Raw genomic sequence first — 25,467 nt, forward strand, 5'->3', positions numbered from 1 at the left:
ACCCCTTACAGCTTCATCAGGCTGGCGTCGTCGACCGAGGCCGAGTGGCGGGAACGGAACAGCGACACGATGATCGCGAGTCCCACCACGACCTCCGCTGCGGCGACGACCATCGTGAAGAAGGCGATGATCTGGCCGTCGAGGTTGCCGTGCATGCGGGAGAAGGCGACGAACGCGAGGTTGCAGGCGTTGAGCATCAGCTCGATGCACATGAACACGACGATCGCGTTGCGCCTGATCAGGACGCCCGTCGCGCCGATCGTGAACAACAGGGCGGCGAGATAGAGGTAGTTGACGGGGTTCACTTCGACGCCTCCTCGGCCCGCTTGAAGGTAGGCGGCTCGATCGGGGTGCGTTCCAGGCGCTCCGTGGCGCGCTGCTCGATCGCCTTGAGGTCGTTGAGCGCCTCGGCGGACACGTCCCGGACCTGGCCGCGCTCCCGCAGCGTCTTGCTGACGGTGAGGTCGGAGGGGGTGCCGTCGGGCAGCAGGCCGGCGATGTCCACGGCGTTGTGCCGCGCGTACACACCGGGCGCGGGCAGCGGCGGCAGGTGGACGCCCTCGCGGACGCGCTGTTCGGACAGCTCGCGCTGGGTCTTGGCCCGCTCGGTGCGCTCGCGGTGGGTGAGCACCATGGCGCCGACGGCGGCCGTGATGAGCAGGGCGCCGGTGATCTCGAAGGCGAAGACGTACTTGGTGAAGATGAGGGCCGCCAGGCCCTCCACGTTGCCGCCCGCGTTGGCCTCCGTGAGACCGCCGAACTCGGTCAGGGAGGCGTTGCCGATGCCGGCGAGCAGCAGGATGCCGAAGCCGAGGCCGCAGACGAGGGCCAGCCAGCGCTGGCCCTTGATGGTCTCCTTCAGGGAGTCCGCGGCGGTGACGCCGACGAGCATCACCACGAACAGGAACAGCATCATGATCGCGCCGGTGTAGACGACGATCTGCACGACGCCCAGGAAGTAGGCGCCGTTGGCGAGGTAGAACACCGCCAGGACGATCATGGTTCCGGCGAGGCAGAGCGCGCTGTGCACGGCCCTCCTCATGAAGACGGTGCACAGGGCGCCGATCACCGCGACGGTGCCCAGCACCCAGAACTGGACCGCCTCGCCGGTGGAGGTGGAGTAGGCGGCGAGCTGAGCGCTCATCGGCCGATCACCTCCCCGGAGGCGGGCTCGCCCTCGCCGGACGTGGCGGCGGCCTCCTGCGGGACCTCGCCCTTGGAGAGCGCGACCTGCCGCTCGGTGCCGGGCGCGGCCTCCGTCACCAGGCCCCGGTAGTAGTCCTGTTCGTCCATGCCGGGGTAGATGGCGTGCGGGCTGTCGACCATGCCCTCGTCCAGGCCGGCCAGCAGCTGCTCCTTGGTGTAGATCAGGTTGGCGCGGCTGCTGTCGGCCAGTTCGAACTCGTTGGTCATCGTCAGCGCGCGGGTGGGGCACGCCTCGATGCACAGGCCGCACAGGATGCAGCGGGCGTAGTTGATCTGGTAGACGCGCCCGTACCGCTCGCCCGGGGAGTAGCGCTCCTCCTCGGTGTTGTCGGCCCCCTCGACGTAGATGGCGTCGGCCGGGCAGGCCCACGCGCACAGCTCGCAGCCGACGCACTTCTCCAGACCGTCCGGATGGCGGTTGAGCTGGTGCCGTCCGTGGAACCGGGGAGCGGTGGTCTTCTCCTGCTCGGGGTACTGCTCGGTGAGCCGCTTCTTGAACATGGCCTTGAAGGTCACGCCGAAACCGGCTACCGGGTTCTGGAAGCCGGGCTTCGACCGCCCGGCCTCCTGGGGCTCCTCAGCCATCGGACGCCTCCTTTCCCTCCAGAGATCCGTCACTGTGAGTATCGGGCCCACCACTGACAATCAGCTCCCGCTCCCGGCGCGGACGGCGCCTGGGCACGGGCGGCAGCTCCTGTCCCGGCAGCGGCGGTACGGGGAAGCCGCCCGCCATCGGGTCGAAGGCGGCGGGCTCGGCCGGGGCCGGCTCCTCCTTGCCGCCGCCGCGGAACATGTCCGCGACGAAGGAGAGCAGCAGCAGGACCAGGACGCCGCCGCCGACGTAGAGGGCGATGTCGGCGAAGTCGTAGTTCTCGTTGCGCAGGGTCCGCACGGTGGCGACGAGCATCAGCCAGACGACCGAGACCGGGATGAGGACCTTCCAGCCGAGCTTCATGAGCTGGTCGTAGCGGACCCGGGGCAGCGTGCCGCGCAGCCAGATGAAGAAGAACAGCAGCAGCTGCACCTTGACGACGAACCAGAGCATCGGCCACCAGCCGTGGTTCGCGCCCTCCCAGAAGGTGCTGACCGGCCAGGGGGCCCGCCAGCCGCCGAGGAAGAGCGTGGTCGCCACGGCCGAGACCGTCACCATGTTCACGTACTCGGCGAGCATGAACATCGCGAACTTGATCGACGAGTACTCGGTGTTGAAGCCGCCGACCAGGTCGCCCTCGGACTCCGGCATGTCGAACGGGGCGCGGTTCGTCTCGCCGACCATCGTGACGATGTAGAGGACGAAGGAGACCGGCAGCAGGAGGATGTACCAGCGGTCCTGCTGCTGCTCGACGATGGTCGACGTCGACATCGACCCGGAGTAGAGGAACACCGAGGCGAACGCGGCGCCCATCGCGATCTCGTACGAGATCATCTGCGCGCAGGAGCGCAGGCCGCCCAGGAGCGGATAGGTGGATCCGGAGCTCCACCCCGCCAGGACGATGCCGTAGATGCCGACCGAGGCGACCGCGAGGATGTAGAGCATCGCGATCGGCAGGTCGGTGAGCTGCATCGTGGTGCGCTGTCCGAAGATCGAGATCTCGTTGCCGGCCGGACCGAAGGGGATCACCGCGATCGCCATGAAGGCCGGGACGGCGGCGACGACCGGCGCGAGGACGTACACCACCTTGTCGGCGCGTTTGACGACGAGGTCTTCCTTGAGCATCAGCTTGATGCCGTCGGCGAGCGACTGGAGCATGCCCCAGGGGCCGTGCCGGTTGGGTCCGATGCGCAGCTGCATCCAGGCGACGACCTTGCGTTCCCAGACGATGGAGAACAGCACGGTCAGCATCAGGAAGGCGAAGCAGAACACCGCCTTGATCACGACCAGCCACCAGGGGTCGCGGCCGAACATCGAGAGGTCTTCAGCGGCGAGGTACGGGCTCATGCCTCCACCTCCTTGGGGGCCTCGGCGGCGAGCGTCGCCGGGCCGATGCGGACGAGGGAACCGGGCCGGGCCCCGGTGTCGGAGGCGACGCCCCCGCCCGTGGAGTTCAGCGGGAGCCACACCACCCGGTCGGGCATCTCGGTGATCCGCAGGGGCAGTTCCACCGTCCCCGCGGTACCGGTCACGGCGAGCGTGTCGCCGTCCTTGACGCCGGCCTCGGCGGCCGTGGCGGCGGACACGCGCGCGTGGGCGGCGTGCCGGGTGCCGGCGAGCGCCTCGTCGCCCTGCTGGAGGAGGCCCTGGTCGAGCAGCAGGCGGTGTCCGGCGAGCACGGCCTCACCGGCGGCGGGCCGCGGCAGGACGCCGGCGGTGTCCAGCGGTGCGGCGGCGCGCGGCCCGTCCCAGGCGCCGAGCCGGTCCAGCTCCGCGCGCGTGGTGCGCAGGTCCGGCAGGCCCAGGTGGACGTCCATGGCGTCGGCGAGCATCTGCAGCGCGCGCGCGTCGGTCGGTGCCGGACGGCGCGTCATCTGGTCGGGCTTGAGCGCGGCCTCGAAGGAGCGCACCCGGCCCTCCCAGTTGAGGAAGGCCCCCGCCTTCTCGGCGACCGCGGCGACGGGCAGGACGACGTCGGCACGGTCGGTGACCTCGCCGGGGCGCAGCTCCAGCGACACCACGAAGCCGGCCTCGGCGAGCGCCTCACGCGCGCGCTGCGGGTCGGGCAGGTCGGCCACCTCCACCCCGGCGACGAGCAGTGCCTGCAGTTCGCCGCTCGCGGCGGCCTCGATGATCTGCCCGGTGTCCCGGCCGTGGCGCGGCGGGAGTTCGGCGACGCCCCAGGCGGCGGCGACCTCCTCCCGCGCGCGCGGGTCGGTGGCCGGACGTCCGCCCGGCAGCAGCGACGGGAGCGCGCCCGCCTCGACGGCGCCCCGCTCCCCCGCCCGGCGCGGGATCCACACCAGGTCCGCCCCGGTCGCGGTGGCCGCCCGTACGACGGCGGTGAGGCCGCCCGCGACGGCGGCGAGCCGCTCGCCGACGACGATCACCGCGCCGCCGGCGCGCAGCGCCTCGGCGGCCCTGCTCCCCGGCTCGTCCTCCAGGCCGACGCCGCTGGTCAGCGCGTCCAGCCACTCGGTCTCGGTGCCCGGAGCGGCCGGCAGCAGTGTGCCGCCGGCCTTCTCCAGGCCGCGGGTGGCGTGGGTGGCCAGCGAGAACACCTTCTGCCCGTGCTTGCGCCAGGCCTTGCGCAGCCGCAGGAAGACGCCGGGCGCCTCCTCCTCGGACTCGAACCCGACGAGCAGGACGGTGGGCGCCTTCTCCAGCGTCGTGTACGTGATGCCGCTGCCGTCGAGGTCACGGCCGCGGCCCGCCACCCTGGACGCCAGGAAGTCGGCCTCCTCGCTGCTGTGCACGCGCGCGCGGAAGTCGATGTCGTTGGTGTCGAGCGCCACGCGCGCGAACTTGCTGTACGCGTAGGCGTCCTCGACGGTCAGGCGGCCGCCGGTCAGGACGCCGGTCCGGCCGCGCGAGGCGAGCAGCCCCTGGGCCGCGATCTGCAACGCCTCCGGCCAGGAGGCCGGTCGGAGGTCGCCCTCGGCGTTGCGCACGAGCGGGGTGTCGAGCCGGTCGCGCTGCTGGGCGTACCGGAACCCGAACCGCCCCTTGTCGCAGACCCACTCCTCGTTGACCTCGGGGTCGTCTGCGGCGAGCCGTCGCATGACCTTGCCGCGCCGGTGGTCCGTGCGCGTCGCGCAGCCGCCGGAGCAGTGCTCGCAGACGGACGGCGTGGAGATCAGGTCGAAGGGCCGCGAGCGGAACCGGTAGGCCGCCGAGGTGAGCGCGCCCACCGGGCAGATCTGGATGGTGTTGCCGGAGAAGTACGACTCGAAGGGGTCGCCCTCGCCGGTACCGACCTGCTGGAGCGCGCCCCGCTCGATCAGTTCGATCATCGGGTCGCCCGCGACCTGGTTGGAGAACCGGGTGCAGCGGGCGCACAGCACGCAGCGCTCACGGTCGAGCAGCACCTGCGTGGAGATCGGGACGGGCTTGTCGTAGGTCCGCTTGCGGCCCTCGAAGCGGGACTCGGCGTTGCCGTGCGACATGGCCTGGTTCTGCAGGGGGCACTCGCCGCCCTTGTCGCAGACCGGGCAGTCCAGCGGGTGGTTGATGAGGAGCAGCTCCATCACACCGTGCTGCGCCTTCTCGGCCACCGGGGAGGTGAGCTGGGTCCTGACCACCATCCCGTCGGTGCACGTGATCGTGCAGGACGCCATCGGCTTGCGCTGGCCCTCGACCTCGACGATGCACTGGCGGCAGGCGCCGGCCGGGTCGAGGAGCGGGTGGTCGCAGAAGCGCGGGATCTCGATGCCGAGCTGTTCGGCGGCCCGGATGACCAGGGTGCCCTTGGGCACGCTGATCTCCACGCCGTCGATGGTCAGCGTCACGAGCTCCTCCGGCGGGAGAGCCGCCTCTCCGCCCCCGGAGGGAGCGCTGGTGGTCACCGTCATGCGTTCACCTCCGTGCGGTCGGCCCAGGCCGTCGACTTGGCCGGGTCGAAGGGGCAGCCGCGGCCCGTGATGTGCTGCTCGTACTCCTCGCGGAAGTACTTGAGCGAGGAGAAGATCGGCGAGGCGGCACCGTCGCCGAGGGCACAGAAGGACTTGCCGTTGATGTTGTCGGCGATGTCGTTGAGCTTGTCGAGGTCGGACATGGCGCCCTTGCCGGCCTCGATGTCCCGCATCAGCTGCACCAGCCAGTAGGTGCCTTCGCGGCAGGGTGTGCACTTGCCGCAGGACTCGTGGGCGTAGAACTCGGTCCAGCGGGTCACGGCCCGCACCACGCAGGTCGTCTCGTCGAAGCACTGGAGTGCCTTCGTGCCGAGCATGGAACCCGCGGCGCCCACTCCTTCGTAGTCGAGAGGGACGTCGAGGTGCTCGTCGGTGAACATCGGGGTGGAGGAGCCGCCCGGCGTCCAGAACTTGAGGCGGTGGCCCGGCCGCATGCCGCCGCTCATCTCGAGGAGCTGACGGAGGGTGATGCCGAGGGGGGCCTCGTACTGGCCGGGGCTGGCGACGTGGCCGCTGAGCGAGTAGAGCGTGAAGCCCGGGGACTTCTCGCTGCCCATCGACCTGAACCATTCCTTGCCGTTCTGCAGAATCGCGGGAACCGACGCGATCGACTCGACGTTGTTCACCACGGTCGGGCACGCGTAGAGGCCCGCGACGGCAGGGAAGGGGGGACGCAGCCGCGGTTGGCCGCGGCGGCCTTCGAGCGAGTCCAGCAGCGCGGTCTCCTCACCGCAGATGTACGCGCCGGCGCCGGCGTGCACGGTGAGTTCGAGGTCGAGTCCGCTGCCCAGGATGTTCTCGCCGAGGTAGCCCGCCGCGTATGCCTCGCGCACGGCCTCGTGCAACCGCCGCAGAACGGGGACGACCTCGCCCCGCAGATAGATGAAGGCGTGCGACGACCTGATGGCGTAGCACGCGATCACGATGCCCTCGATGAGGCTGTGCGGGTTCGCGAAGAGGAGCGGGATGTCCTTGCAGGTTCCCGGCTCCGACTCGTCGGCGTTGACCACCAGATAGTGCGGTTTCCCGTCCCCCTGGGGAATGAACTGCCATTTCATTCCCGTCGGGAATCCCGCGCCACCGCGGCCGCGCAGACCGGATTCCTTGACGTACGCGATCAGGTCGTCCGGCGACATGGCGAGCGCCTTGCGGAGCCCCTCGTATCCCTCGTGCCTTCGGTACACGTCCAGCGTCCAGGACCTGTCCTCGTCCCAGAAGGCCGACAGCACGGGTGCCAGCAGCTTCTCGGGGCCGGTGTCTTTCAGCTCGGGTGCCAAGGTCATCACTCCCCCTCCTCGGCGGTGGGCCCTGCCGGGTGGGCCGGGTCGGAGGCCGACGTGTCCTGCGGCGCGTCGTGCGAACTGAGGTGCTGCGTGGGTGACGGGTCGTGCACGGTCCGGTCCTGCGGCGCGTCGTGCGGTCCGCCGTCGCGTGGATGGACCACGCGCGCGGGTGCGGCCTCCCCCTTCGCCAGGCGAAGGCCCACCAGCGACGCCGGTCCCGCGCTGCCGCTCGCGTCGACGGCGCCCTCGCGCTCGTCGGGGAATCCCGCCAGGATCCGGGCGGTCTCCTTGAAGGTGCACAGCGGCGCCCCGCGCGTGGGCGAGACGGTACGGCCGACCCGCAGGTCGTCCACCAGCCGCTTCGCGCTCTGCACGGTCTGGTTGTCGAAGAACTCCCAGTTGACCATCACGACCGGCGCGTAGTCGCAGGCCGCGTTGCACTCGATGTGCTCCAGGGTGACCTTGCCGTCGTCGGTGGTCTCGCCGTTGCCGACGCCCAGGTGGTCCTGGAGCGCTTCGAAGATGGCGTCCCCGCCCATCACCGCGCAGAGGGTGTTGGTGCACACGCCCACCTGGTAGTCACCGCTCGGCCGGCGCCGGTACATGGTGTAGAAGGTCGCGACCGCGGTGACCTCGGCGGTGGTCAGGCCGAGGACGTCCGCGCAGAACCGCATTCCGGTGCGCGTGACGTGTCCCTCCTCCGACTGCACGAGGTGCAGCAACGGCAGGAGCGCGGAGCGGGAGTCGGGGTAGCGGGCGATGATCTCGCGTGCGTCGGTCTCCAGCCGGGCCCGGACGTCGTCCGGGTAGGCGGGCGCGGGCAGCTCGGGCATGCCCAGGCTGACGCCCCGCTCCGAAGAAGAGGTGGTCACCGGTCGACGCCTCCCATCACGGGGTCGATGGACGCCACGGCGACGATCACGTCGGCGACCTGGCCGCCCTCGCACATCGCCGCCATGGCCTGAAGATTGGTGAAGGACGGGTCGCGGAAGTGGACCCGGTAGGGGCGGGTGCCGCCGTCGGACACGGCGTGCACCCCGAGTTCGCCCTTGGGGGATTCGACGGCCGCGTACGCCTGCCCCGGCGGGACCCGGAAGCCCTCGGTGACCAGCTTGAAGTGGTGGATCAGGGCCTCCATGGAGGTGCCCATGATCTTCTTGATGTGGTCGAGGGAGTTGCCCAGGCCGTCCGGGCCCAGGGCGAGCTGGGCGGGCCAGGCGATCTTCTTGTCGGGGACCATGACCGGGCCGGGCTGGAGCCGGTCCAGGCACTGCTCGACGATCCTGAGCGACTGGCGCATCTCCTCCAGGCGGATCAGGAAACGGCCGTAGGCGTCGCAGGAGTCGGCGGTCGGGACGTCGAAGTCGTACGTCTCGTAGTCGCAGTAGGGCTGCGCCTTGCGCAGGTCGTGCGGCAGGCCGGTGGCGCGCAGGATCGGGCCGGTGGCGCCGAGGGCCGTGCAGCCCGCCAGGTCGAGGTAGCCGATGTCCTGCATGCGGGCCTTGAAGATGGGGTTCCCGGTGGCGAGCTTGTCGTACTCCGGGAGGTTCTTCTTCATCTTCTTCACGAACTCGCGGATCTGGTCCACCGCGCCGGGCGGCAGGTCCTGGGCGAGTCCGCCGGGGCGGATGTACGCGTGGTTCATCCGCAGGCCGGTGATGAGTTCGTAGATGTCGAGGATGAGTTCACGATCACGGAATCCGTAGATCATGATCGTGGTGGCGCCGAGTTCCATGCCGCCGGTGGCGATGCACACCAGGTGGGAGGACATCCGGTTCAGCTCCATCAGGAGCACCCGGATGATCTTGGTTCGGTCGGTGATCTGGTCCTCGATGCCGAGGAGCTTCTCGACGGCGAGGCAGTAGGCGGTCTCGTTGAAGAAGGACGTCAGGTAGTCCATGCGCGTCACGAAGGTGGTGCCCTGTGTCCACGTACGGAACTCGAGGTTCTTCTCGATGCCGGTGTGCAGGTAGCCGATGCCGCAGCGGGCCTCGGTGACCGTCTCGCCGTCGATCTCCAGGATCAGGCGGAGCACCCCGTGGGTGGAGGGGTGCTGGGGCCCCATGTTGACGACGATGCGTTCGTCGTCGGCGCGGGCCGCGGACTGGACGACCTCGTCCCAGTCGCCACCGGTGACCGTGTAGACGGTGCCTTCGGTGGTCTCGCGTGCGGATGCCGTCGAGGAGGTGGTCCCGGAGGGACTCGATGAGGGGTGGTGGCCGGGCGACGGGTTGGGAGTGCTCACGAGTACGACCTCCGCTGGTCCGGAGCCGGGATCTGGGCGCCCTTGTATTCGACGGGGATGCCGCCGAGGGGGTAGTCCTTGCGCTGCGGGTGGCCCTGCCAGTCGTCCGGCATCATGATCCGCGTCAGGGCCGGGTGACCGTCGAAGACGATCCCGAAGAAGTCGTAGGTCTCGCGCTCGTGCCAGTCGTTGGTCGGATAGACGGAGACCAGGGACGGGATGCGGCGGTCGGAGTCCGGAGCGCTCACCTCGAGCCGGATCAGCCTGTTGTGGGTGATCGAGCGCAGGTGGTAGACGGCGTGCAGTTCGCGGCCCTTGTCGTTCGGGTAGTGGACGCCGCTCACCCCCGTGCAGAGTTCGAAGCGCAGGGCCGGGTCGTCTCGCAGGGTGCGGGCGACCCGGACGAGGTGTTCGCGTTCGACGTGGAAGGTGAGTTCGTCGCGGTCGACGACCGTCTTCTCGATGGCGTTCTCGGGGAGGAGACCCTGCTCCTCCAGCGCGCCCTCGAGTTCGTCGGCGACCTCGTCGAACCAGCCGCCGTAGGGGCGGGCGCTCGCACCGGGCAGGCGCACCGAGCGGACCAGGCCGCCGTAACCGGAGGTGTCGCCGCCGCCGTCGGCGCCGAACATGCCGCGCTGGACGCGGATCTCCTCGCCGCCCTGGCCGCGCTGTCCGGGGAGGTTGGAGGCGGAGAGGTCCTTCTCGGGGTTGGTTCCCTCGGCCCCTGCGCCGGTGCCGTTGGCGTCGCTCACCGCAGCAGCCCCTTCATCTCGATCGTGGGCAGGGCCTTGAGCGCCGCTTCCTCCGCCTCGCGGGCCGCTTCCTCGGCGTTCACGCCCAGCTTGGAGTTCTGGATCTTGTGGTGGAGCTTGAGGATCGCGTCCATCAGCATCTCGGGGCGCGGCGGGCAGCCGGGGAGGTAGATGTCGACGGGGACGATGTGGTCGACGCCCTGGACGATGGCGTAGTTGTTGAACATGCCGCCCGAGGAGGCGCACACCCCCATGGAGATCACCCACTTCGGGTTCGGCATCTGGTCGTAGACCTGCCGCAGCACCGGCGCCATCTTCTGGCTGACCCGGCCGGCCACGATCATCAGGTCCGCCTGACGGGGCGAACCGCGGAAGACCTCCATGCCGAAACGCGCCAGGTCGTAGCGGCCGGCGCCGGTGGTCATCATCTCGATGGCACAGCAGGCGAGGCCGAACGTGGCGGGGAAGACGGACGACTTGCGCACCCATCCCGCGGCCTGTTCGACGGTGGTCAGCAGGAAACCGCTCGGCAGCTTTTCTTCGAGTCCCATGGCTTAAAGGCCCCTCAGTCCCATTCCAGGCCGCCGCGCCGCCACACGTAGGCGTAGGCGACGAAGACGGTGAGCACGAAGAGCAACATCTCCACGAGCCCGAAAACCCCCAGGGCGTCGAAGGTGACGGCCCAGGGGTAGAGGAAGACGATCTCGATGTCGAAGACGATGAAGAGCATCGCCGTCAGGTAGTACTTGATGGGGAAGCGCCCGCCGCCGGCCGGCGTGGGGGTCGGCTCGATACCGCACTCGTAGGCCTCGAGCTTGGCGCGGTTGTACCGCTTCGGCCCGATCAGCGTGGCCATGACCACGGAGAAGATCGCAAAGCCTGCCCCGAGGGCTCCCAGTACGAGGATGGGCGCATACGCGTTCACCGCTCCTCGCTCCTCTCAGTCGGCACTGACTGCTGGCGATGTCGGGGCTCGCATCCGCCTCACCGGCCCCACGAACCCCACCGTCACCGACGAAGATCGCGAACATGTGAAGCAGGTCACAAGCCCAACTGCCTCGCATCCTATGCCTGCGGCTCTGTGATCTGCGACACGGGGTATTGCACAAGCTTTGTGATCTCCACCACCTGACGAAGGATCATGAAGTCATATCAGCGGTGATCTTCGCACGCGAAGCGTCAGAGTGATCACAAGAAGTGACATTTACTCTCGTCGCCGCAGGTCACGAGGGTAGTCTCTATATCAAGAGGGTTCCGCTGCATGCAAATTGGCGTTGGACGGGGCGCCTTGGTAGTGGACCCGTTCACACATCAGGGGGAGCCGCGGGGGTCGAAGTGGACGCGTGCACGCGTTCACGAGCGGAACCGGCCGTACCGCTCGCGTCGGACGCGGGCCTTCCGTTAATCGTTCCGTGACCTCCGCCACACTCGCGGGGGTCGGCCAGGAGCCGGGCTTGGCCAACGATCTCAACCAGTGGTAGGCGCGGGGCAATCCGGACGTAACGACGAAAGGCCATGATCACAGGCTTGAGCACCCGCGTCCGCAATGTCCGTTACGGCGTCAATAAAGGGTGCTGCGGCAGGTGTTCGGGGCCCCCGTTGAACAATTGTGGCGCAGCACACGTTTCTTGAAGGTATGGAGGAGCCCCTGATACCGCTTGTACCCATGTCCCACACCGCTCACATACGCAGCCACCGGAAACCCCGCCGCAGCGCGTCGACGATCGCGATGCGGGCCGGAGTCGCCAGTGGTGTACTCGGCTCGCTGGCCGTGGCCACCGCGGCCGGATCGGCCAACGCCGCCGAGCCGGTGACGCAGACGCTCGAACTGCCCGTGCTGACGGGCGACGTGGCCGCACAGATCGCGCAGTCCGCGAACGCCACGCAGCAGGCCGCCGCGAACTACCAGCTCGAGGCGGAGCGTGACGCGGCCGCCGCGGCGGCCGCGAAGGAGGCCAGGAAGGACCTCGCCGCCGCCAAGAAGGCCGAGGCGAAGAAGAAGGCCGAGGAGGCCCGCAAGGCGGCCGCCGAGGCCGCCGTGTCCCGTTCCTCGGAGCGGACCACCCTCGCCACCTCGACGACCGTCTCCGCTCCGGCCAGCGGCAGCGTCGCGACGGTCATCTCCTTCCTCAAGGCCCAGGTGGGCGACGCGTACGTCATGGGCGCCACCGGCCCCAACGCCTGGGACTGTTCGAGCCTGGTGCAGGCCGCGTTCCGTCAGGTCGGCGTGGACCTCCCGCGGGTCTCGCAGGACCAGTCGATGGCCGGCACGGACGTGTCGCTGTCCAATCTCCAGGTCGGCGACATCCTGTACTGGGGCGGGAAGGGTTCCGCGTACCACGTGGGCGTCTACATCGGGGACGGCCAGTACCTCGACGCGGCCAACCCCTCCAAGGGTGTGGTGATCCAGGACCTCTCCGGCTACCCGGCGTCGGGCGCGGTGCGGGTGCTCTGAGACGCACGGATCCGAAACGCACGGATCCACCAAAAGGGCCGCAGCCGCTCGGGGGCTGCGGCCCTTCGGGCTCTCCGGGCGGGAGCACGGGGACGCGCCGCGGCAGGTGGCGGACCGACGGGACCGGGTGTTCGCCCGCCGGGCCGCCGCGGCCTCTCCCGGGAGCACCCCGGCCGGGACCGCCACGGCCGTCGCGCCGGGACCGGCCCGGTCCCGGCCGCCCCTGTCCCCGCTGCCACGCCGCGCTGCCACGCCCCACCGCCGCGCCGCGCGGCCGCGCGCGTCCGGTCAGGCCTTGGGGGCCACCTTGCTGAGTCCGTTGATGATGCGGTCCATCGCGTCGCCGCCGGTGGGGTCGGTGAGGTTGGCGAGCATCTTGAGCGTGAACTTCATCAGCAGCGGGTGCGTCAGGCCGCGCTGGGTCGCGATCTTCATGACCTTCGGGTTGCCGATGAGCTTCACGAAGGCGCGGCCCAGCGTGTAATAGCCGCCGTAGGTGTCCTTGAGGACGCGGGGGTAGCGCTGGAGGGCGAGTTCGCGTCCCGCGGGGGTGGAGCGGGCGTGGGCCTGGACGATGACGTCGGCGGCGAGCTGGCCGGACTCCATCGCGTAGGCGATGCCCTCGCCGTTGAAGGGGTTCACCAGGCCGCCGGCGTCACCGACGAGCAGCAGGCCGCGCGTGTAGTGCGGCTGGCGGTTGAAGGCCATCGGCAGCGCGGCCCCGCGGATGGGGCCGGTCATGTTGTCCGGCGTGTAGCCCCAGTCCTGCGGCATGGAGGCGCACCAGGCCTTCAGGACCTCGCGCCAGTCCAGCTCCTTGAAGGAGTCGGAGGTGTTGAGGACGCCCAGGCCCACGTTGGAGGTGCCGTCGCCCATGCCGAAGATCCAGCCGTAGCCCGGCAGCAGGCGGTCCTCGCCCGGCCCGCGCCGGTCCCAGAGTTCGAGCCAGGACTCGAGGTAGTCGTCCTCGTGGCGGGGGCTGGTGAAGTAGGTGCGCACCGCGACGCCCATGGGGCGGTCCTCGCGGCGGTGCAGGCCCATCGCCAGGGAGAGCCGGGTGGAGTTGCCGTCGGCGGCGACGACGAGCGGGGCACGGAAGGTGACCTCGCGCTTCTCCTCGCCGAGCTTGGCGTGCACGCCGGTGATCCGGCCGGTGCGGTCGTCGACGACGGGCGCACCGACGTTGCAGCGCTCGTAGAGCCGGGCGCCCGCCTTCTGGGCCTGGCGGGCGAGCTGCTCGTCGAAGTCGTCGCGCTTGCGGACGAGGCCGTAGTCCGGGAAGGAGGCGAGATCCGGCCAGTCCAGCTGGAGGCGGACGCCGCCGCCGATGATGCGCAGTCCCTTGTTGCGCAGCCAGCCGGCCTCCTCGGAGATGTCGATCCCCATGGCGACGAGCTGCTTGACGGCGCGCGGGGTGAGGCCGTCGCCGCAGACCTTCTCGCGCGGGAACTCGGTCTTCTCCAGCAGGAGTACGTCGAGGCCGGCCTTGGCGAGGTGGTACGCGGTCGTGGAGCCGGCCGGCCCCGCGCCGACCACGATCACATCGGCGGTGTTTTCGGAGAGGGGCTCGGTCACGGCGGGTTCTCCCCAAGGTTCGGAATTGCGTGCCGACCGGCACTGGACATGGGCAGTCTATTCAGGAGAATCGATCAACCTGCTGAAGGGCTGCCCCCGTGAACCGAGTTCTCCCCGTAGTACGGCTGCGCGTCCCCACGGACGAGGACGCGGTGGCGTGGCACCGGGTCTTCGACCACCCGGAGGTCATGGAGTTCCACGGCGGCCGTTCCGCGGGGCTCTCGGTCTACGAGGAACTCACCGCCCGCCAGCGCCGGCACGACGCCGAGCGCGGGTTCTGCCTGTGGACGATGCTCGACGAGTCCGAGCGGGTCGTCGGTTTCACCGGCGCCCAGCCCTGGGACCGGGAGTGGGGCCCGACCGGTGAGATCGAGATCGGCTGGCGGCTCGGCCGGGAGTACTGGGGCCGGGGGTACGCCACGGCGGCGGCGCGGATGACGTTGGAGCGGGTGCGGGACGCGGGGGTGCCGGGCGTGGTGGCCATGGTCGCCGCGCCCAACTCCCGGTCCATCGCCGTCACCCGGCGGCTCGGCATGCGGCTGGCCGACGTGTTCACCGCCCCCGGGTCACGGCGAGAAGCGCACTGCTACCGACTGGACCTGTAGCGGAGGACTCAACTCCACTCGCGTGACTGTGAGTAGCGGATCGTCACGGAAAGGCACCGGAGGCTTCCGGAGGGACCCCCGGCACGGTTACCCTTCCCGTACCGCAGGGGGTGACATCTGTGCTCATCCGGCCCGAAACACCCGAGGTGCGCGTACCGAGGCTGGTCGGCCTGATGGCCGTGGACGCGCGCGAAGCGGCCGCCGCACAAGGAGTGCTGCTGGCCGCGCCCGACCGGCCCGACTTCCACCGGGCCGTCGTCGACCACGTCGTACGGCAGTACCCGCCGCCCGGTGCCGAGGTGCCGCGCGGGGCGGTCGTCACCGTGTGGTTCGACTTCGCGGAGGACGAGGGCGGCGGCGCGGGCGTCCGCGAACCACGGCTGCCGGCGCCGGGCGGAGGCGGGCTGCGGCGCGAACCGGCCCCGGCACGAGATCCCCTCGAGCCGGTCACGGGGTAGCCGCCAGGACAGCCGGCCGCCCCGTCCGCCCGGCCGGTCGGCCCTCCCGGCCGGTCAGTCCTTCTTGAAGCCCCGGTGCAGGGTGACCACCCCGCCGGTGAGGTTGCGCCAGGCGACCTTCGACCAGCCGGCCTCGCGCAGGTGCTCGGCGAGGGCGGGCTGGTCGGGCCAGGCACGGATGGACTCGGCGAGGTAGACGTACGCGTCGGGGTTCGAGGACACCGCGCGGGCGACCGGGGGCAGGGCGCGCATCAGGTACTCGGTGTAGACCTGGCGGAAGGGTGCCCAGGTCGGGTGCGAGAACTCGCAGATCACGACCCGTCCGCCGGGCCGCGTCACCCGGTGCATCTCCCGCAGGGCCGCGTCGAAGTCCTGCACGTTGCGCAGCCCGAAGGAGATGGTGACGGCGTCGAAGGTGTCGTCCTTGAACGGCAGCCTCGTCGCGTCGCCCGCGGTGAGCGGCAGCCAGGGGTGCTTCTGCTTTCCCACCTGGAGCATGCCGAGGGAGAAGTCGCAGGGGACGACGTAGGCGCCGCTCCGGGCGAAGGGCAGTGAGGAGGTGGCCGTGCCCGCCGCCAGGTCGAGGACCTTCTGCGCGGGGCGGGCGTCGACGGCGCGCGCGACCTCCTTGCGCCACCTGCGGTCCTGACCGAGCGAGAGGACGTCGTTGGTGAGGTCGTACCGTTCCGCCACGCGGTCGAACATCGAGGCGACTTCGTGGGGCTGCTTGTTCAGGGAAGCACGGGTCACCCGCCCATTGTGGCAGCAGGGGGCCGGCCCTCACGGCAGCAGCCTCGGCTTCTTCCGGGCGGCCACGTCCTCGACCCAGCCGCACAGCAGCACGAACACCACGATCAGCAGCCAGCCGACGGCGAACAGGAACCACTGGCTCTCCAGCGGCAGGTACGCCTCGAAGGCCGGCACGTCCCAGAACCGGTCGATCAGCGGAACCGCCAGCACCAGGGCGATCTCGTGCCAGAGGTAGATCGTCACCGCGCGCGCGTTGAAGACGGAGACCAGCCGGTTCAGGCGCCTCAGCCGGGTGAGCCCGGCGAAGTCGATCCGGAAGTACGCCTTCGCCCACATCAGCAGCATCACGAAGCCGGCCGACCAGAAGGCCTGCGCGAGCGGGTTCTCGTCCAGGTCGTAGGTGCCGTGCTCGGCCCGCTGCGCGAAGGCGCACCAGCCGCCGTACGCCATGGCGGCGAGCGAGAGGACGACCACCAGGGCAGGCTTCACGCGCTGGAGCACGCCGTCGCGGTGGGCGAAGCCGAGCATCCAGCAGAAGAGGTACGTCGACAGGTCCCACAGGGCGGTGCCGACGCGGTCGTCCGGGCCGGCCCAGGCGAAGTTCAGGACCAGGACCGGGGCGAGGGACGCGACCAGGACGGGGACCGGGGCGAGACGGAACAGCCGGAGCAGGAGCGGGGAGAGCAGCACGAACCACAGGTAGGTGCGCAGGTACCAGAGGATCTCCCAGGCCTGCTCGCCCCAGGCGTTGCCCGGCGGATCGCCCAGCGGCACGATCCAGTAGACGATCTGCCGGCCCGGCATCCAGCCGTGGACGAGCATCGCCGCGACCACGAAGGCGCCCCAGAACCAGAAGGGCGGCAGGAGTCTGCGGAGACGGCCGCGCACCACCGTGAGCGCCGGGCGTTCCAGGGACTTCGCCATCAGGGTGCCGGCCAGGCCGAACATGACGCCCATGGAGGGGAAGACCAGGCCCGCCCAGGCCCAGCCGAAGGTGTGGTACGCCACGACCCGGATGAGGGCGAGGGCCCGGAGGCTGTCGAAGTAGCGGTCACGGCCGGGTGCCCGCGGCCCCGCCACCGGCGGCGGTCCCACATCCGGCGGCCCCGCCGGCGGCGTCCCCACCGCGGGCAGGGGAGCCGTGTCCGTGACGGAACCGGGGCCGGGGCCGGAATCGAAGCCGGGGCCGGGGCCGGAGGGGGTGTCCGTGACGGCGGCCCGTCGGACCGGGCCGCGGACCGGGCCCTTGCTGTGCGCCCCCACTCAGCTCACCCCGGCCGGGGTCCCGACCTCGCCGGTCCGCTTGAGCTTCTGCCAGCGCAGCCGGCCGCCGGTGAGGGCGGTGATGCAGGAGTGGATGAGGACGAGGTACATCATCTGGCGGTAGGCGAGTTGCTGGAGCGGCATCATCAGCAGGTAGCGGTACTTCTCGCGGTCGAGGCGGAAGGCGTACGCGGCGCAGACGAGCTGTACGCCCAGGACCGCGAGCCAGGCCAGCAGGGACGCCCTGAAGTCGATGAAGATCATCGAGTAGGCGGTGAACACGTCGATCAGCGGGGCGAAGACCGGCGTGACGATCTGGAAGAGGACGACCAGCGGCATGCCGACGCGCCCGAAGCGCCCCGAGGGCCCCTTGTCCGTCAGGGACTTGCGGTGCTTCCAGAGGGCCTGCATGGTGCCGTAGGACCAGCGGTAGCGCTGGGACCACAGCTGCTTGAGGGAGCCGGGGGCCTCGGTCCAGGCGCGGGCGTGCTCCTGGTAGACGACGTTCCAGCCGGCGCGGTGCATGGCGATGGTGATGTCGGTGTCCTCGGCGAGGGTGTCCTCGCTCATGCCGCCGACCTCCAGGACGGCGTCCCTGCGGAAGGCGCCGATCGCGCCGGGGATGGTCGGCATGCAGCGCAGCAGGTCGTACATGCGGCGGTCGAGGTTGAAGCCCATCACGTACTCGATGTGCTGCCAGGCGCCGATGACCGTGTTGCGGTTGCCGACCTTGGCGTTGCCGGCGACCGCGCCGACCTTCGGGTCGGCGAACGGCTGGACCAGGTGACGCACGGTGTCGGGCTCGAAGACGGTGTCACCGTCCATCATCACGACGATGTCGCAACTGGCGTTGCGGACTCCGTTGTTGAGGGCGGCCGGCTTGCCCGCGTTCTCCTGGCGGATGACGCGGACGTTCGTCATGCCCAGGGCCTCGGCCGCCTCGCGGGAGATCTCGGACGTGCCGTCCGTCGATCCGTCGTCCACGATGACGATCTCGATCGGATGGGTGCTCCGCGCCAGCGATTCCAGGGTGTTGGCGATGCACTCCTTCTCGTTGTACGCCGGGACGATCACGCTGACCGGCCGGGTGACGGCGGGTCCCCAGCTGAAGCGGCGCCTGTTGCGCCTGCGGTGGTGGCGGCGGGCGAGGATCAGCATCATCCCGAAGCGGCCCATGACGGCGACACCCACGACGGCCAGTCCGACGGAGAGCGTCGGCACCGTCCACTCGGCCACGGCGACCGCCGCGACGAGCGCCTTGCCCTCGTACAGGGACACGCCGGTGGCCTCACGGTGGGCGGCCTGGAGCCCGCCCCCCGTCCCCCCGGCCGCACCAGCACCAGCACCAGCACCAGCACCAGCACCATTCTCGGCACCGGCACCGGCACCGGCACCGGCACCGGCACCGGCCGCCTGCTGCTGCCCGGAGGCCTCGCGCGCCGCCGCGGCCTCCTCCTGCATCGCGCCGCTGATGGTGGTGAAGGTGTAGCCGGCCGCCTTCATCTTCTTGATGTACGTCGGCAGCGCGGCGATGGTCTGGGAGCGCTCGCCACCCGCGTCGTGGAAGAGGACCGAGGCGCCCTTGCCGTCCTCCGGCGTGGCCCACTCGATGATCTTGGAGACACCCGGCCTCTTCCAGTCGTCGCTGTCGGTGTCGACGAAGACGCTGGTGTAGCCGTCCTCGCCGAGCCGCTGGTAGACGGGCCAGCTGTAGTTGTCGATGGCGTCCGTCTTGGAGGAGTACGGCGCGCGGAACAGCGTGGTGGTGATGCCCGCCGCACCCGCGAGCGCCAGCTGGGTCTGCTGCATCTCGCGGTCGACGCGGGCGTCGCTCTGGTAGGAGAGGTCGACGTGGGTGAAGGTGTGGATGCCCACCTCGTTGCCCTGCTCGACCATGTCCTTCACGATGCCGGGGTAGCGCGAGACCATCGACCCGACCAGGAAGAAGGTGCCGGGCACGTCGTACTTCTCGAGGATCTCCAGGACCTGGGGGGTCCAGGTGGGGTTGGGGCCGTCGTCGAAGGTGAGCGCGATCGTCTTGTCCGGCACCGAGACGGTGACGGCCTGGCCGCCGCGGAAGGTGAGGATCGGACCGCCGTCGAGGATGTCGTCGGGCACCTTGCTCGCGCTGGCCCCGGTGCGGACCCGCTGGTCGCCGCCGACCTCGGCGCGCAGATAGCCGTCGAGCAGCATCACGCTGGTGAGGGCGAGCAGCAGCAGCCCCGCCAGGATGACGCGGGGTTTCTGGAGGGCCGCGGCCTTGCCCGCCGCCCGTCCGATGCGGGAGGGGGCGCGGCGCCGGCCGCGGGAGGGAGTCGTCGTCATGGGGGTGGCTGCGTTCCGGTCAGTTGGCGGAGGCGGAGGCGGACGGGGAGGGGGAGGCGGCGCCGGTGGGCAGGGTGCCGCCCGGCAGGCCGATCCGGTTGCCGAGGCCGCCGTCCGGGCGCATCCCGCCGGGGCCCTGGCCCTCCTGGGCGTTGCCGCCGAACGGCAGCAGCGAGGACGGGGTGAGCGAGGTGCCCCAGCCCATGAAGGCGGCTCCGAGGACGGCCGCGTAGACGAGGCAGCCGACGCCCATGAGGAGGCCGATCCGGCGCAGCAGCCGGGACCGGCGTCCGGAGTTGTCAACGAACACGGGGCCCTCGGCGGCGGAGTCGTTGCCGCGTTTGCGACGGCGACCGCGAGCGGCGGCACGGCTTTCGATGGCAGGCTCGGAATGCATTCCCCGGATATTAGGGAGCCTTTATGTGCTCCGAACTCTGGTCTTCTTGTGAGTGAGCCATGAGGAACGGCCGAACCTGTCTCTTGCCTGAGAGAAAGGGCGAACGCATGCGCCACCCACCCGGGAGGGAGGCGGGCCGATCGCCCGTTTTGGGCGCCAAACAGTCCCGTTTCGACCATATATGTCCATGAAATGGCTGTGCGTTCACCGTCGCGGTACGGGCCGCCCGAATGTGAGACATTTCGAGTTCGGGAACGGTCTTTGTTTCCGTCCTGAGACAGAAATCACGAGAGCGGGTGCATGCGCAATGAGGAGTTTCCTGAGGCAGGCGGCCGGGCTCACCTGCCTGTTTGCCTTGGCCATGGCGGGATGCTCCGCGGGGTCCGGCGGCACGTCGGACGCGGCACCCGCGACACCGCGGCAGAGCACCGGCGCCGGCCCCAGCGCCGGTACCGGTTCCGGCGCCGCGTCCGGCACGTCGTACGCCCCCTACGTCAACGCCGCGGAGGCCTCCGCGAACGACGCCGCGGGCTCCCCCTCGACGTACAACCTGGCCTTCGTCATCTCCGACGGCACTGGCTGCACCCCGGAGTGGAACGGCGCCTACGCGGTCGACGACGCGACCGTGGCCTCGCGCGTCGCCGCGCTCACCGCGACGGGCGCCTCGGTGCGGGTCTCCTTCGGCGGCGCCTCCGGCAAGGAACTGGCGGCGACCTGCGACAGCGTGGCGGAGCTGACCGCGGCCTACGGCGCGGCGCTCGACGCGGCCGGTTCCACCCGGGCCGACTTCGACATCGAGGGCGAGGAACTGACCGACGCCGACTCGGTCGCCCTGCGCTCCCGGGCGATGGCCGCGCTCCAGGAGGAACGCCCGGACCTGGAGGTCTCGTTCACCCTCCCGGTGATGCCGTCGGGGCTGGACTCCGACAGCCTCGCGCTGCTGACCTCGGCGAACAAGTACGACGTCCAGGTGTCCGCCGTCAACCTGATGACGATGAACTACGGGGAGTCGTACGCCGGGGACATGGGCGGGTACGCCATCACCTCGGCCACCGCCGCGCACGCCCAGCTCAAGGAGGTCTTCGGCACGGCGGACGCCGACGCCTGGAAGGGCATGGCGCTCACCTCGATGATCGGCGTCAACGACGTCGCGGGCGAGACGTTCACGCTCGCGGACGCCGCGCAGGTGCGGGCGTTCGCCGAGGAGAAGGGCATCTCCTGGGTGTCGATGTGGTCGACGTTCCGGGACCGGCAGTGCGAGGAGGGCACCGACGCGGCCGACGCGCTGACCGACTGCAGCGGGGTCGAGCAGAGTTCGGGGGCGTTCGCGGAGGCCTTCTCCGGATGACGTGCCGCCCGGTCGGCCGGACCTGCCGTCGGACTCCCGCCGTACGACAGACCCTAGCGTCGCCGGTGCACGAGCCGTCCCGCGCACACGGTGGCGAGGCACACGCCGTCCGCATCGAAGACGGCGAGGTCGGCGCGGCCGGTCTCGATGATCGCGGTCGGCCGGGCCCGCGACAGCACGACGACGTCGCCCCGCTCGGCGGCGGCCCGGAGTCCGGGTGAGCCGGTGTGTTCCGCGAGGACGGCCACCGCGCCGAGTTTCAGCACCGCATGGATGCGCTCGCGCGGGCTCGGGGCATCCGGCAGGGGGCCCTCGTGGAGGCGTCCGGGGCCGAGCACACCGGGCCAGCGCCGGACGCGCGCGCCGGGGAACCGCTGCTCCAGCTCCGCGAGGGGCCCCACGCCCGCGACCCGGATGCCCTGGACGGCGACGGCGCCGCCCTCGATCGGCTCCGGGTCGTCCCAGACGTGACGGACCTCGTCCGCCGCGTGGATCGTCAGCATGGGCAGGTCAGTTGGAGGCCAGCAGCTTCAGCTCGGGGTGCGCGGTGCCGCCCTCGATCGCGGTGGAGGAGATGTGGGAGACGACCCGCTCGTCGACGGGGTCGTTCGCCGGGTCGTCGTGCACCACGAGGTGCTCGTACGTCGTCGCGCGCTGCGCCGGGACGCGGCCCGCCTTGCGGATCAGGTCGATGATCTCCAGGCGGTTGGAGCGGTGCCTGGCGCCGGCGGAGGAGACGACGTTCTCCTCCAGCATGATGGAGCCGAGGTCGTCCGCGCCGTAGTGCAGCGACAGCTGGCCGACCTCCTTGCCCGTGGTCAGCCAGGAGCCCTGGATGTGGCGGACGTTGTCGAGGAAGAGGCGGGCGATCGCGATCATCCGCAGGTACTCGAAGAGGGTCGCCTGGGTTCGGCCCTTCAGGTGGTTGTTCTCGGGCTGGTAGGTGTACGGGATGAAGGCCCGGAAGCCGCCCGTCCGGTCCTGTACGTCACGGATCATCCGCAGGTGCTCGATGCGCTCGGCGTTGGTCTCGCCGGTGCCCATCAGCATGGTCGACGTGGACTCCACACCGAGGTTGTGCGCGATCTCCATGATCTCCAGCCAGCGCTCGCCGGACTCCTTCAGCGGGGCGATCGCCTTGCGCGGGCGGGCGGGGAGCAGCTCGGCGCCGGCCCCGGCGAAGGAGTCGAGCCCCGCGGCGTGGATGCGCCGGATCGCCTCCTCGACGGACACCTTCGAGATCCGCGCCATGTGCTCGACCTCGCTCGCCCCCAGACTGTGGATGACGAGCTGCGGGAAGTCCTTCTTGATGGCGGAGAAGTGCTTCTCGTAGTACTCCACGCCGTAGTCCGGGTGGTGTCCGCCCTGGAACATGATCTGGGTGCCGCCGAGTTCGACGGTCTCCGCGCACCGGCGCAGGATGTCGTCCAGGTCGCGCGTCCAGCCCTTGGCCGTATCCTTCGGCGCCGCGTAGAAGGCACAGAACTTGCACGCCGTGACGCACACGTTCGTGTAGTTGATGTTCCGCTCGATGATGTACGTCGCGATGTGCTCGATGCCGGCGTACTGACGGCGGCGCACGGCGTCGGCGGCGGCGCCCAGCGCGTGCAGGGGCGCGTCGCGGTAGAGGGCGAGCGCCTCCTCGGGGGTGATCCGCCCACCCTCGGCGGCACGGTCGAGGACGGACTGGAGGTCGGCCTTCTCGGTCACCGGGAGCGTCCCTTTCGTCAAGGGTTGTGGACGGACCCGGCCAGCCTACGCCAGCGCCTCCGACCGGCTCACCTCAGGCCGCGTACGCCCCCATCAGCACGCCGGTGTACGCACCGGCGATCAGGAACGGCCCGAACGGGATCGCCGTCCTGCGCCCGGCCCGGCCCGCGAGCAGGAGCACCCCGCCGTACAGCGCGCCCGACAGGAACCCGGCGAAGGTGCCCAGCATGACGGTGGCCCAGCCGTACCAGCCGAGGGCGGCGCCCGCGGCGAGGGCGAGCTTCACGTCGCCGAAGCCCATGCCGCCGGGGTTGATCAGGTGCAGCACGAGGTAGCCGGCGCCGAGCGCGAGGGACCCCAGCAGGGCCGTCGTCCAGTCACCGGCGTGCTCGGGCAGCAGCGCGGCCACGCCGAGCAGGGCGAGGGCGGCGGCCGCGAGGGGCAGGGTGAGGGGGTCGGGCAGCCGCCTCACCCGCAGGTCGACGGCCGCGAGCAGGACCCCGACGGGCGTCAGCGCCAGCCACACGGCCAGCTCGGGCCGGGCGCCGGTGGCGAGCGCCAGGCCGGCGCAGAGCAGCGCGGTGACGAGGGGGAGGCGGAGGGCGCCGGGGCCGTACGGCGGGTTCGTGGCGGGGCAGCCCGGACAGCGGGCGGGACCGAGCCAGCCGCGCAGGGGGTGGCCGTCGGGGCAGGTACGACGCCGGCCGGGGCCGACGGGGTCACCCGCCCCGCCGTCCCCCTCCTCCAGCTCCACCGAGAACCGGTACGCCGCCCGCGGCAGCACCACTCCCGCCGCCGCGCCCCACAGCGCGGCGAGGGCGATCAGCAGAGCGTCGATCGGTACGACGGCCAAGGAACCCCACCCCCGATTGCCGGTCCGGACGGCACATCCGAGCCCCGCCCGCCTAGGGCGTGTTTCGAAAGTCCCGTCTGCCTGGCGACGTCTGGCACGCACGCTCGCCGCGTTGTCGGGATCGCCCCGATACAACCAGTATCGGGGCGACCCTCCGCCTTGCGATCGCACGCACCAGACGCCGCCGGGCCTGCCCTTCGGGCAGACGACGCCACTTTCGAAACACGCCCTAGGGCTGGAGCAGTTCCACGTGCACGTCGGCCGGGAAGCCCGTGGTCGGGCCGACGCGGCGGGCGAACTCGGTGACGGCCGCCAGTTGTGCGGGGCCGAAGCGGAAGTCGAGCGTGGTGAAGTACCGCTCCAGGACCTGCTCGTCGAAGTCCTCCCAGCGGGCTGCCTGCTCGGCGACCTTGGTGACCTCTTCCAGGGAGAGGTTGCGGGAGGCGAGGAAGGCCTTGTGGACCTCGCGGGTGATGACCGGTTCGCGCTCCAGGTAGTCGCGGCGGGCCGCCCACACCGCGAAGACGAACGGCAGGCCGGTCCACTCCTTCCAGAGCGTCCCGAGGTCGTGCACCTGGAGGCCGTACTTCGGTCCGTCCAGCAGGTTCGCCCGCAGGGCCGCGTCGCCGATGAGGACGGCCGCCTCGGCCTCCTGCATCATCAGGCTGAGGTCGGGCGGGCAGGTGTAGTAGTCGGGCCGGACGCCGTAGCGGTCGGACAGCAGGAGCTGGGCCAGGCGCACGGAGGTGCGGGACGTGGAGCCGAGGGCGACGCGGGCGCCGTCCAGTTCCTCCAGCGGCACCTGCGAGACGATCACGCAGGACATGACCGGACCGTCGCAGCCGACGGCGATGTCGGGGAAGGCCACCAGGTCGTCGGCGTTCCTCAGGAACTCGACGAGGGTGACGGGCCCGATGTCGAGGTCCCCCCGCACCAGCCGCTCGCTGAGCTTCTCCGGGGTGTCCTTGGCCAGCTCGAAGTCGAGGAGGGCGCCGGTTCTCGCGAGCCCCCAGTACAGGGGCAGGCAGTTCAGGAACTGGATGTGGCCGACGCGCGGCCGGGTGCGAGAATTGTCCACATCGCGACGATAGACCCCGTCCGGTAGCCTGCTGAGTCCGCCCCCCGCGACGGCAGACGTCAACCCCTTTTCCGGATCTTCAAACATCCGGGTGACGTGATCTTGACCTCTGTTGCTTTCGGCTGCCCGCATGCTAGGCTCGCCGCAAGTTGCAGTTTGGTTTCCCTTGCAGTACAGAGCCTGCGGAGCATGTAACCGCGGGCTCTCGTCGTTTTCAGACGTATGCAGTTGTGCGGCACTCGCTTTCACGCTTGCAGGGTTCTGGAGCAGGGCAACCCTTTGGGCCCAAGGAGGGCTTATGGCTACCGGAACCGTGAAGTGGTTCAACGCCGAAAAGGGCTTTGGCTTCATCGCCCAGGAGGGCGGCGGCCCCGACGTCTTCGTCCACTACTCCGCGATCAACGCGCAGGGTTTTCGTTCGCTCGAGGAGAACCAGCAGGTCTCCTTCGACGTGACCCAGGGCCCGAAGGGCCCGCAGGCGGAGAACGTCACCCCCGTCTGATCGCACCACACCCTGACGCAAGTCTCTGAGAGCAGTACCCAAGGAGCCCCGCGCCGCAAGGCGACGGGGCTCCTGCCTTTCCGCGACGGCGACCCCGCACGTCCCGCGTGACGGGACGTCCCGCCTGACGACACGTCCCGCCCGACGGCACGTCCCGCC

General features: G+C 70.4%; 25 protein-coding genes. 5 read left to right on the forward strand and 20 right to left on the reverse strand.

The window, feature by feature from the left end; genetic code table 11:
- Window positions 1-5 precede the first annotated feature (5 nt).
- The 11 genes from nuoK to ACIP5W_RS20780 are packed head-to-tail and all read right to left on the reverse strand — an operon-like array spanning window position 6 to window position 10,914.
- Window positions 6-305, reverse strand: a complete 300-nt coding sequence (gene nuoK, locus ACIP5W_RS20730; RefSeq protein ID WP_003974374.1) for an NADH-quinone oxidoreductase subunit NuoK — start codon at window positions 303-305, stop codon at window positions 6-8.
- Window positions 302-1,144, reverse strand: coding sequence for an NADH-quinone oxidoreductase subunit J (locus ACIP5W_RS20735; protein ID WP_401475291.1), 843 nt, complete (start codon window positions 1,142-1,144; stop codon window positions 302-304). The genes nuoK and ACIP5W_RS20735 overlap by 4 nt, the downstream gene beginning before the upstream one ends.
- Window positions 1,141-1,791 carry an NADH-quinone oxidoreductase subunit NuoI gene (nuoI, locus tag ACIP5W_RS20740; RefSeq protein WP_401475294.1) on the reverse strand — a complete coding sequence of 217 codons (651 nt, stop codon included), beginning with the start codon at window positions 1,789-1,791 and terminating at the stop codon, window positions 1,141-1,143. Before nuoI ends, ACIP5W_RS20735 begins: the two co-directional genes overlap by 4 nt.
- Window positions 1,784-3,145 (reverse strand): NADH-quinone oxidoreductase subunit NuoH, encoded by a 1,362-nt coding sequence (gene nuoH, locus ACIP5W_RS20745; RefSeq protein ID WP_401475297.1) that lies wholly within the window; start codon window positions 3,143-3,145, stop codon window positions 1,784-1,786. The genes nuoI and nuoH overlap by 8 nt, the downstream gene beginning before the upstream one ends.
- A complete protein-coding gene (locus ACIP5W_RS20750) occupies window positions 3,142-5,649 on the reverse strand; it encodes an NADH-quinone oxidoreductase subunit G (RefSeq protein WP_401475300.1) in 2,508 nt (835 codons plus the stop codon). The genes nuoH and ACIP5W_RS20750 overlap by 4 nt, the downstream gene beginning before the upstream one ends.
- A complete protein-coding gene (gene nuoF, locus ACIP5W_RS20755; RefSeq protein ID WP_382787252.1) occupies window positions 5,646-6,992 on the reverse strand; it encodes an NADH-quinone oxidoreductase subunit NuoF in 1,347 nt (448 codons plus the stop codon). Before nuoF ends, ACIP5W_RS20750 begins: the two co-directional genes overlap by 4 nt.
- On the reverse strand, window positions 6,992-7,864 hold the full coding sequence (gene nuoE, locus ACIP5W_RS20760; protein ID WP_401475304.1) for an NADH-quinone oxidoreductase subunit NuoE: 873 nt from the start codon (window positions 7,862-7,864) through the stop codon (window positions 6,992-6,994). Before nuoE ends, nuoF begins: the two co-directional genes overlap by 1 nt.
- Window positions 7,861-9,237 carry an NADH-quinone oxidoreductase subunit D gene (locus tag ACIP5W_RS20765; RefSeq protein ID WP_401475307.1) on the reverse strand — a complete coding sequence of 459 codons (1,377 nt, stop codon included), beginning with the start codon at window positions 9,235-9,237 and terminating at the stop codon, window positions 7,861-7,863. Before ACIP5W_RS20765 ends, nuoE begins: the two co-directional genes overlap by 4 nt.
- A complete protein-coding gene (locus ACIP5W_RS20770) occupies window positions 9,234-9,989 on the reverse strand; it encodes an NADH-quinone oxidoreductase subunit C (RefSeq protein ID WP_401475310.1) in 756 nt (251 codons plus the stop codon). Before ACIP5W_RS20770 ends, ACIP5W_RS20765 begins: the two co-directional genes overlap by 4 nt.
- Window positions 9,986-10,540: an NADH-quinone oxidoreductase subunit B family protein gene (locus ACIP5W_RS20775; protein ID WP_029381065.1), complete on the reverse strand. Its 555-nt coding sequence runs from the start codon at window positions 10,538-10,540 to the stop codon at window positions 9,986-9,988. Before ACIP5W_RS20775 ends, ACIP5W_RS20770 begins: the two co-directional genes overlap by 4 nt.
- Before the next feature lie 14 nt (window positions 10,541-10,554).
- Window positions 10,555-10,914, reverse strand: a complete 360-nt coding sequence (locus tag ACIP5W_RS20780; protein WP_007383963.1) for an NADH-quinone oxidoreductase subunit A — start codon at window positions 10,912-10,914, stop codon at window positions 10,555-10,557.
- A gap of 711 nt (window positions 10,915-11,625) precedes the next feature.
- On the opposite strand from ACIP5W_RS20780, the gene ACIP5W_RS20785 reads away from it, so the two are divergent.
- A complete protein-coding gene (locus ACIP5W_RS20785) occupies window positions 11,626-12,444 on the forward strand; it encodes a C40 family peptidase (protein ID WP_401475314.1) in 819 nt (272 codons plus the stop codon).
- A gap of 288 nt (window positions 12,445-12,732) precedes the next feature.
- Here ACIP5W_RS20785 and ACIP5W_RS20790 read toward each other — a convergent pair whose 3' ends face one another.
- Window positions 12,733-14,019 carry a geranylgeranyl reductase family protein gene (locus tag ACIP5W_RS20790; protein WP_401475317.1) on the reverse strand — a complete coding sequence of 429 codons (1,287 nt, stop codon included), beginning with the start codon at window positions 14,017-14,019 and terminating at the stop codon, window positions 12,733-12,735.
- Window positions 14,020-14,117: 98 nt separating this feature from the next.
- Here ACIP5W_RS20790 and ACIP5W_RS20795 point away from each other — a divergent pair, with 98 nt between their 5' ends.
- Window positions 14,118-14,624: a GNAT family N-acetyltransferase gene (locus ACIP5W_RS20795; RefSeq protein WP_401475320.1), complete on the forward strand. Its 507-nt coding sequence runs from the start codon at window positions 14,118-14,120 to the stop codon at window positions 14,622-14,624.
- A gap of 146 nt (window positions 14,625-14,770) precedes the next feature.
- The gene (locus ACIP5W_RS20800; RefSeq protein WP_401475323.1) at window positions 14,771-15,082 is read left to right on the forward strand and encodes a PASTA domain-containing protein; all 312 of its coding nucleotides are present in this window, start codon (window positions 14,771-14,773) and stop codon (window positions 15,080-15,082) included.
- Between the two features lie 54 nt (window positions 15,083-15,136).
- Here ACIP5W_RS20800 and ACIP5W_RS20805 read toward each other — a convergent pair whose 3' ends face one another.
- The 4 genes from ACIP5W_RS20805 to ACIP5W_RS20820 all read right to left on the reverse strand — a co-directional run bounded on the left by ACIP5W_RS20805 (window position 15,137) and on the right by ACIP5W_RS20820 (window position 19,817).
- Window positions 15,137-15,832, reverse strand: a complete 696-nt coding sequence (locus ACIP5W_RS20805; RefSeq protein WP_401475326.1) for a demethylmenaquinone methyltransferase — start codon at window positions 15,830-15,832, stop codon at window positions 15,137-15,139.
- A gap of 30 nt (window positions 15,833-15,862) precedes the next feature.
- Window positions 15,863-16,957 carry an acyltransferase gene (locus ACIP5W_RS20810; protein ID WP_401475329.1) on the reverse strand — a complete coding sequence of 365 codons (1,095 nt, stop codon included), beginning with the start codon at window positions 16,955-16,957 and terminating at the stop codon, window positions 15,863-15,865.
- A gap of 138 nt (window positions 16,958-17,095) precedes the next feature.
- A complete protein-coding gene (locus tag ACIP5W_RS20815; protein ID WP_401475332.1) occupies window positions 17,096-19,420 on the reverse strand; it encodes a bifunctional polysaccharide deacetylase/glycosyltransferase family 2 protein in 2,325 nt (774 codons plus the stop codon).
- Window positions 19,421-19,439: 19 nt separating this feature from the next.
- Complete coding sequence (locus ACIP5W_RS20820; RefSeq protein ID WP_401475335.1) at window positions 19,440-19,817, reverse strand: hypothetical protein; 378 nt, start codon at window positions 19,815-19,817, stop codon at window positions 19,440-19,442.
- 307 nt (window positions 19,818-20,124) lie between these two features.
- Between ACIP5W_RS20820 and ACIP5W_RS20825 the strand changes: the two genes are divergently transcribed.
- Window positions 20,125-21,165, forward strand: coding sequence for a chitinase (locus ACIP5W_RS20825; RefSeq protein ID WP_401475338.1), 1,041 nt, complete (start codon window positions 20,125-20,127; stop codon window positions 21,163-21,165).
- Between the two features lie 53 nt (window positions 21,166-21,218).
- Here ACIP5W_RS20825 and ACIP5W_RS20830 read toward each other — a convergent pair whose 3' ends face one another.
- The 4 genes from ACIP5W_RS20830 to ACIP5W_RS20845 form a co-directional block, all read right to left on the reverse strand.
- Window positions 21,219-21,668, reverse strand: a complete 450-nt coding sequence (locus ACIP5W_RS20830; protein ID WP_401475341.1) for an imidazolonepropionase-like domain-containing protein — start codon at window positions 21,666-21,668, stop codon at window positions 21,219-21,221.
- A 7-nt stretch (window positions 21,669-21,675) separates the two neighbouring features.
- Window positions 21,676-22,875, reverse strand: a complete 1,200-nt coding sequence (gene mqnC, locus ACIP5W_RS20835; protein WP_401475344.1) for a cyclic dehypoxanthinyl futalosine synthase — start codon at window positions 22,873-22,875, stop codon at window positions 21,676-21,678.
- 73 nt (window positions 22,876-22,948) lie between these two features.
- Window positions 22,949-23,728, reverse strand: coding sequence for a prepilin peptidase (locus ACIP5W_RS20840; RefSeq protein WP_401475347.1), 780 nt, complete (start codon window positions 23,726-23,728; stop codon window positions 22,949-22,951).
- 229 nt (window positions 23,729-23,957) lie between these two features.
- Entirely contained in the window at window positions 23,958-24,806 is an 849-nt protein-coding gene (locus ACIP5W_RS20845) for a menaquinone biosynthetic enzyme MqnA/MqnD family protein (protein WP_401475350.1), read from the reverse strand.
- A 298-nt stretch (window positions 24,807-25,104) separates the two neighbouring features.
- Here ACIP5W_RS20845 and ACIP5W_RS20850 point away from each other — a divergent pair, with 298 nt between their 5' ends.
- On the forward strand, window positions 25,105-25,308 hold the full coding sequence (locus ACIP5W_RS20850; protein ID WP_003974443.1) for a cold-shock protein: 204 nt from the start codon (window positions 25,105-25,107) through the stop codon (window positions 25,306-25,308).
- Window positions 25,309-25,467 lie beyond the last annotated feature (159 nt).

Source organism: Streptomyces sp. NPDC088766, assembly GCF_044750845.1.
In the GTDB taxonomy this organism is placed as follows: Bacteria; Actinomycetota; Actinomycetes; order Streptomycetales; family Streptomycetaceae; genus Streptomyces.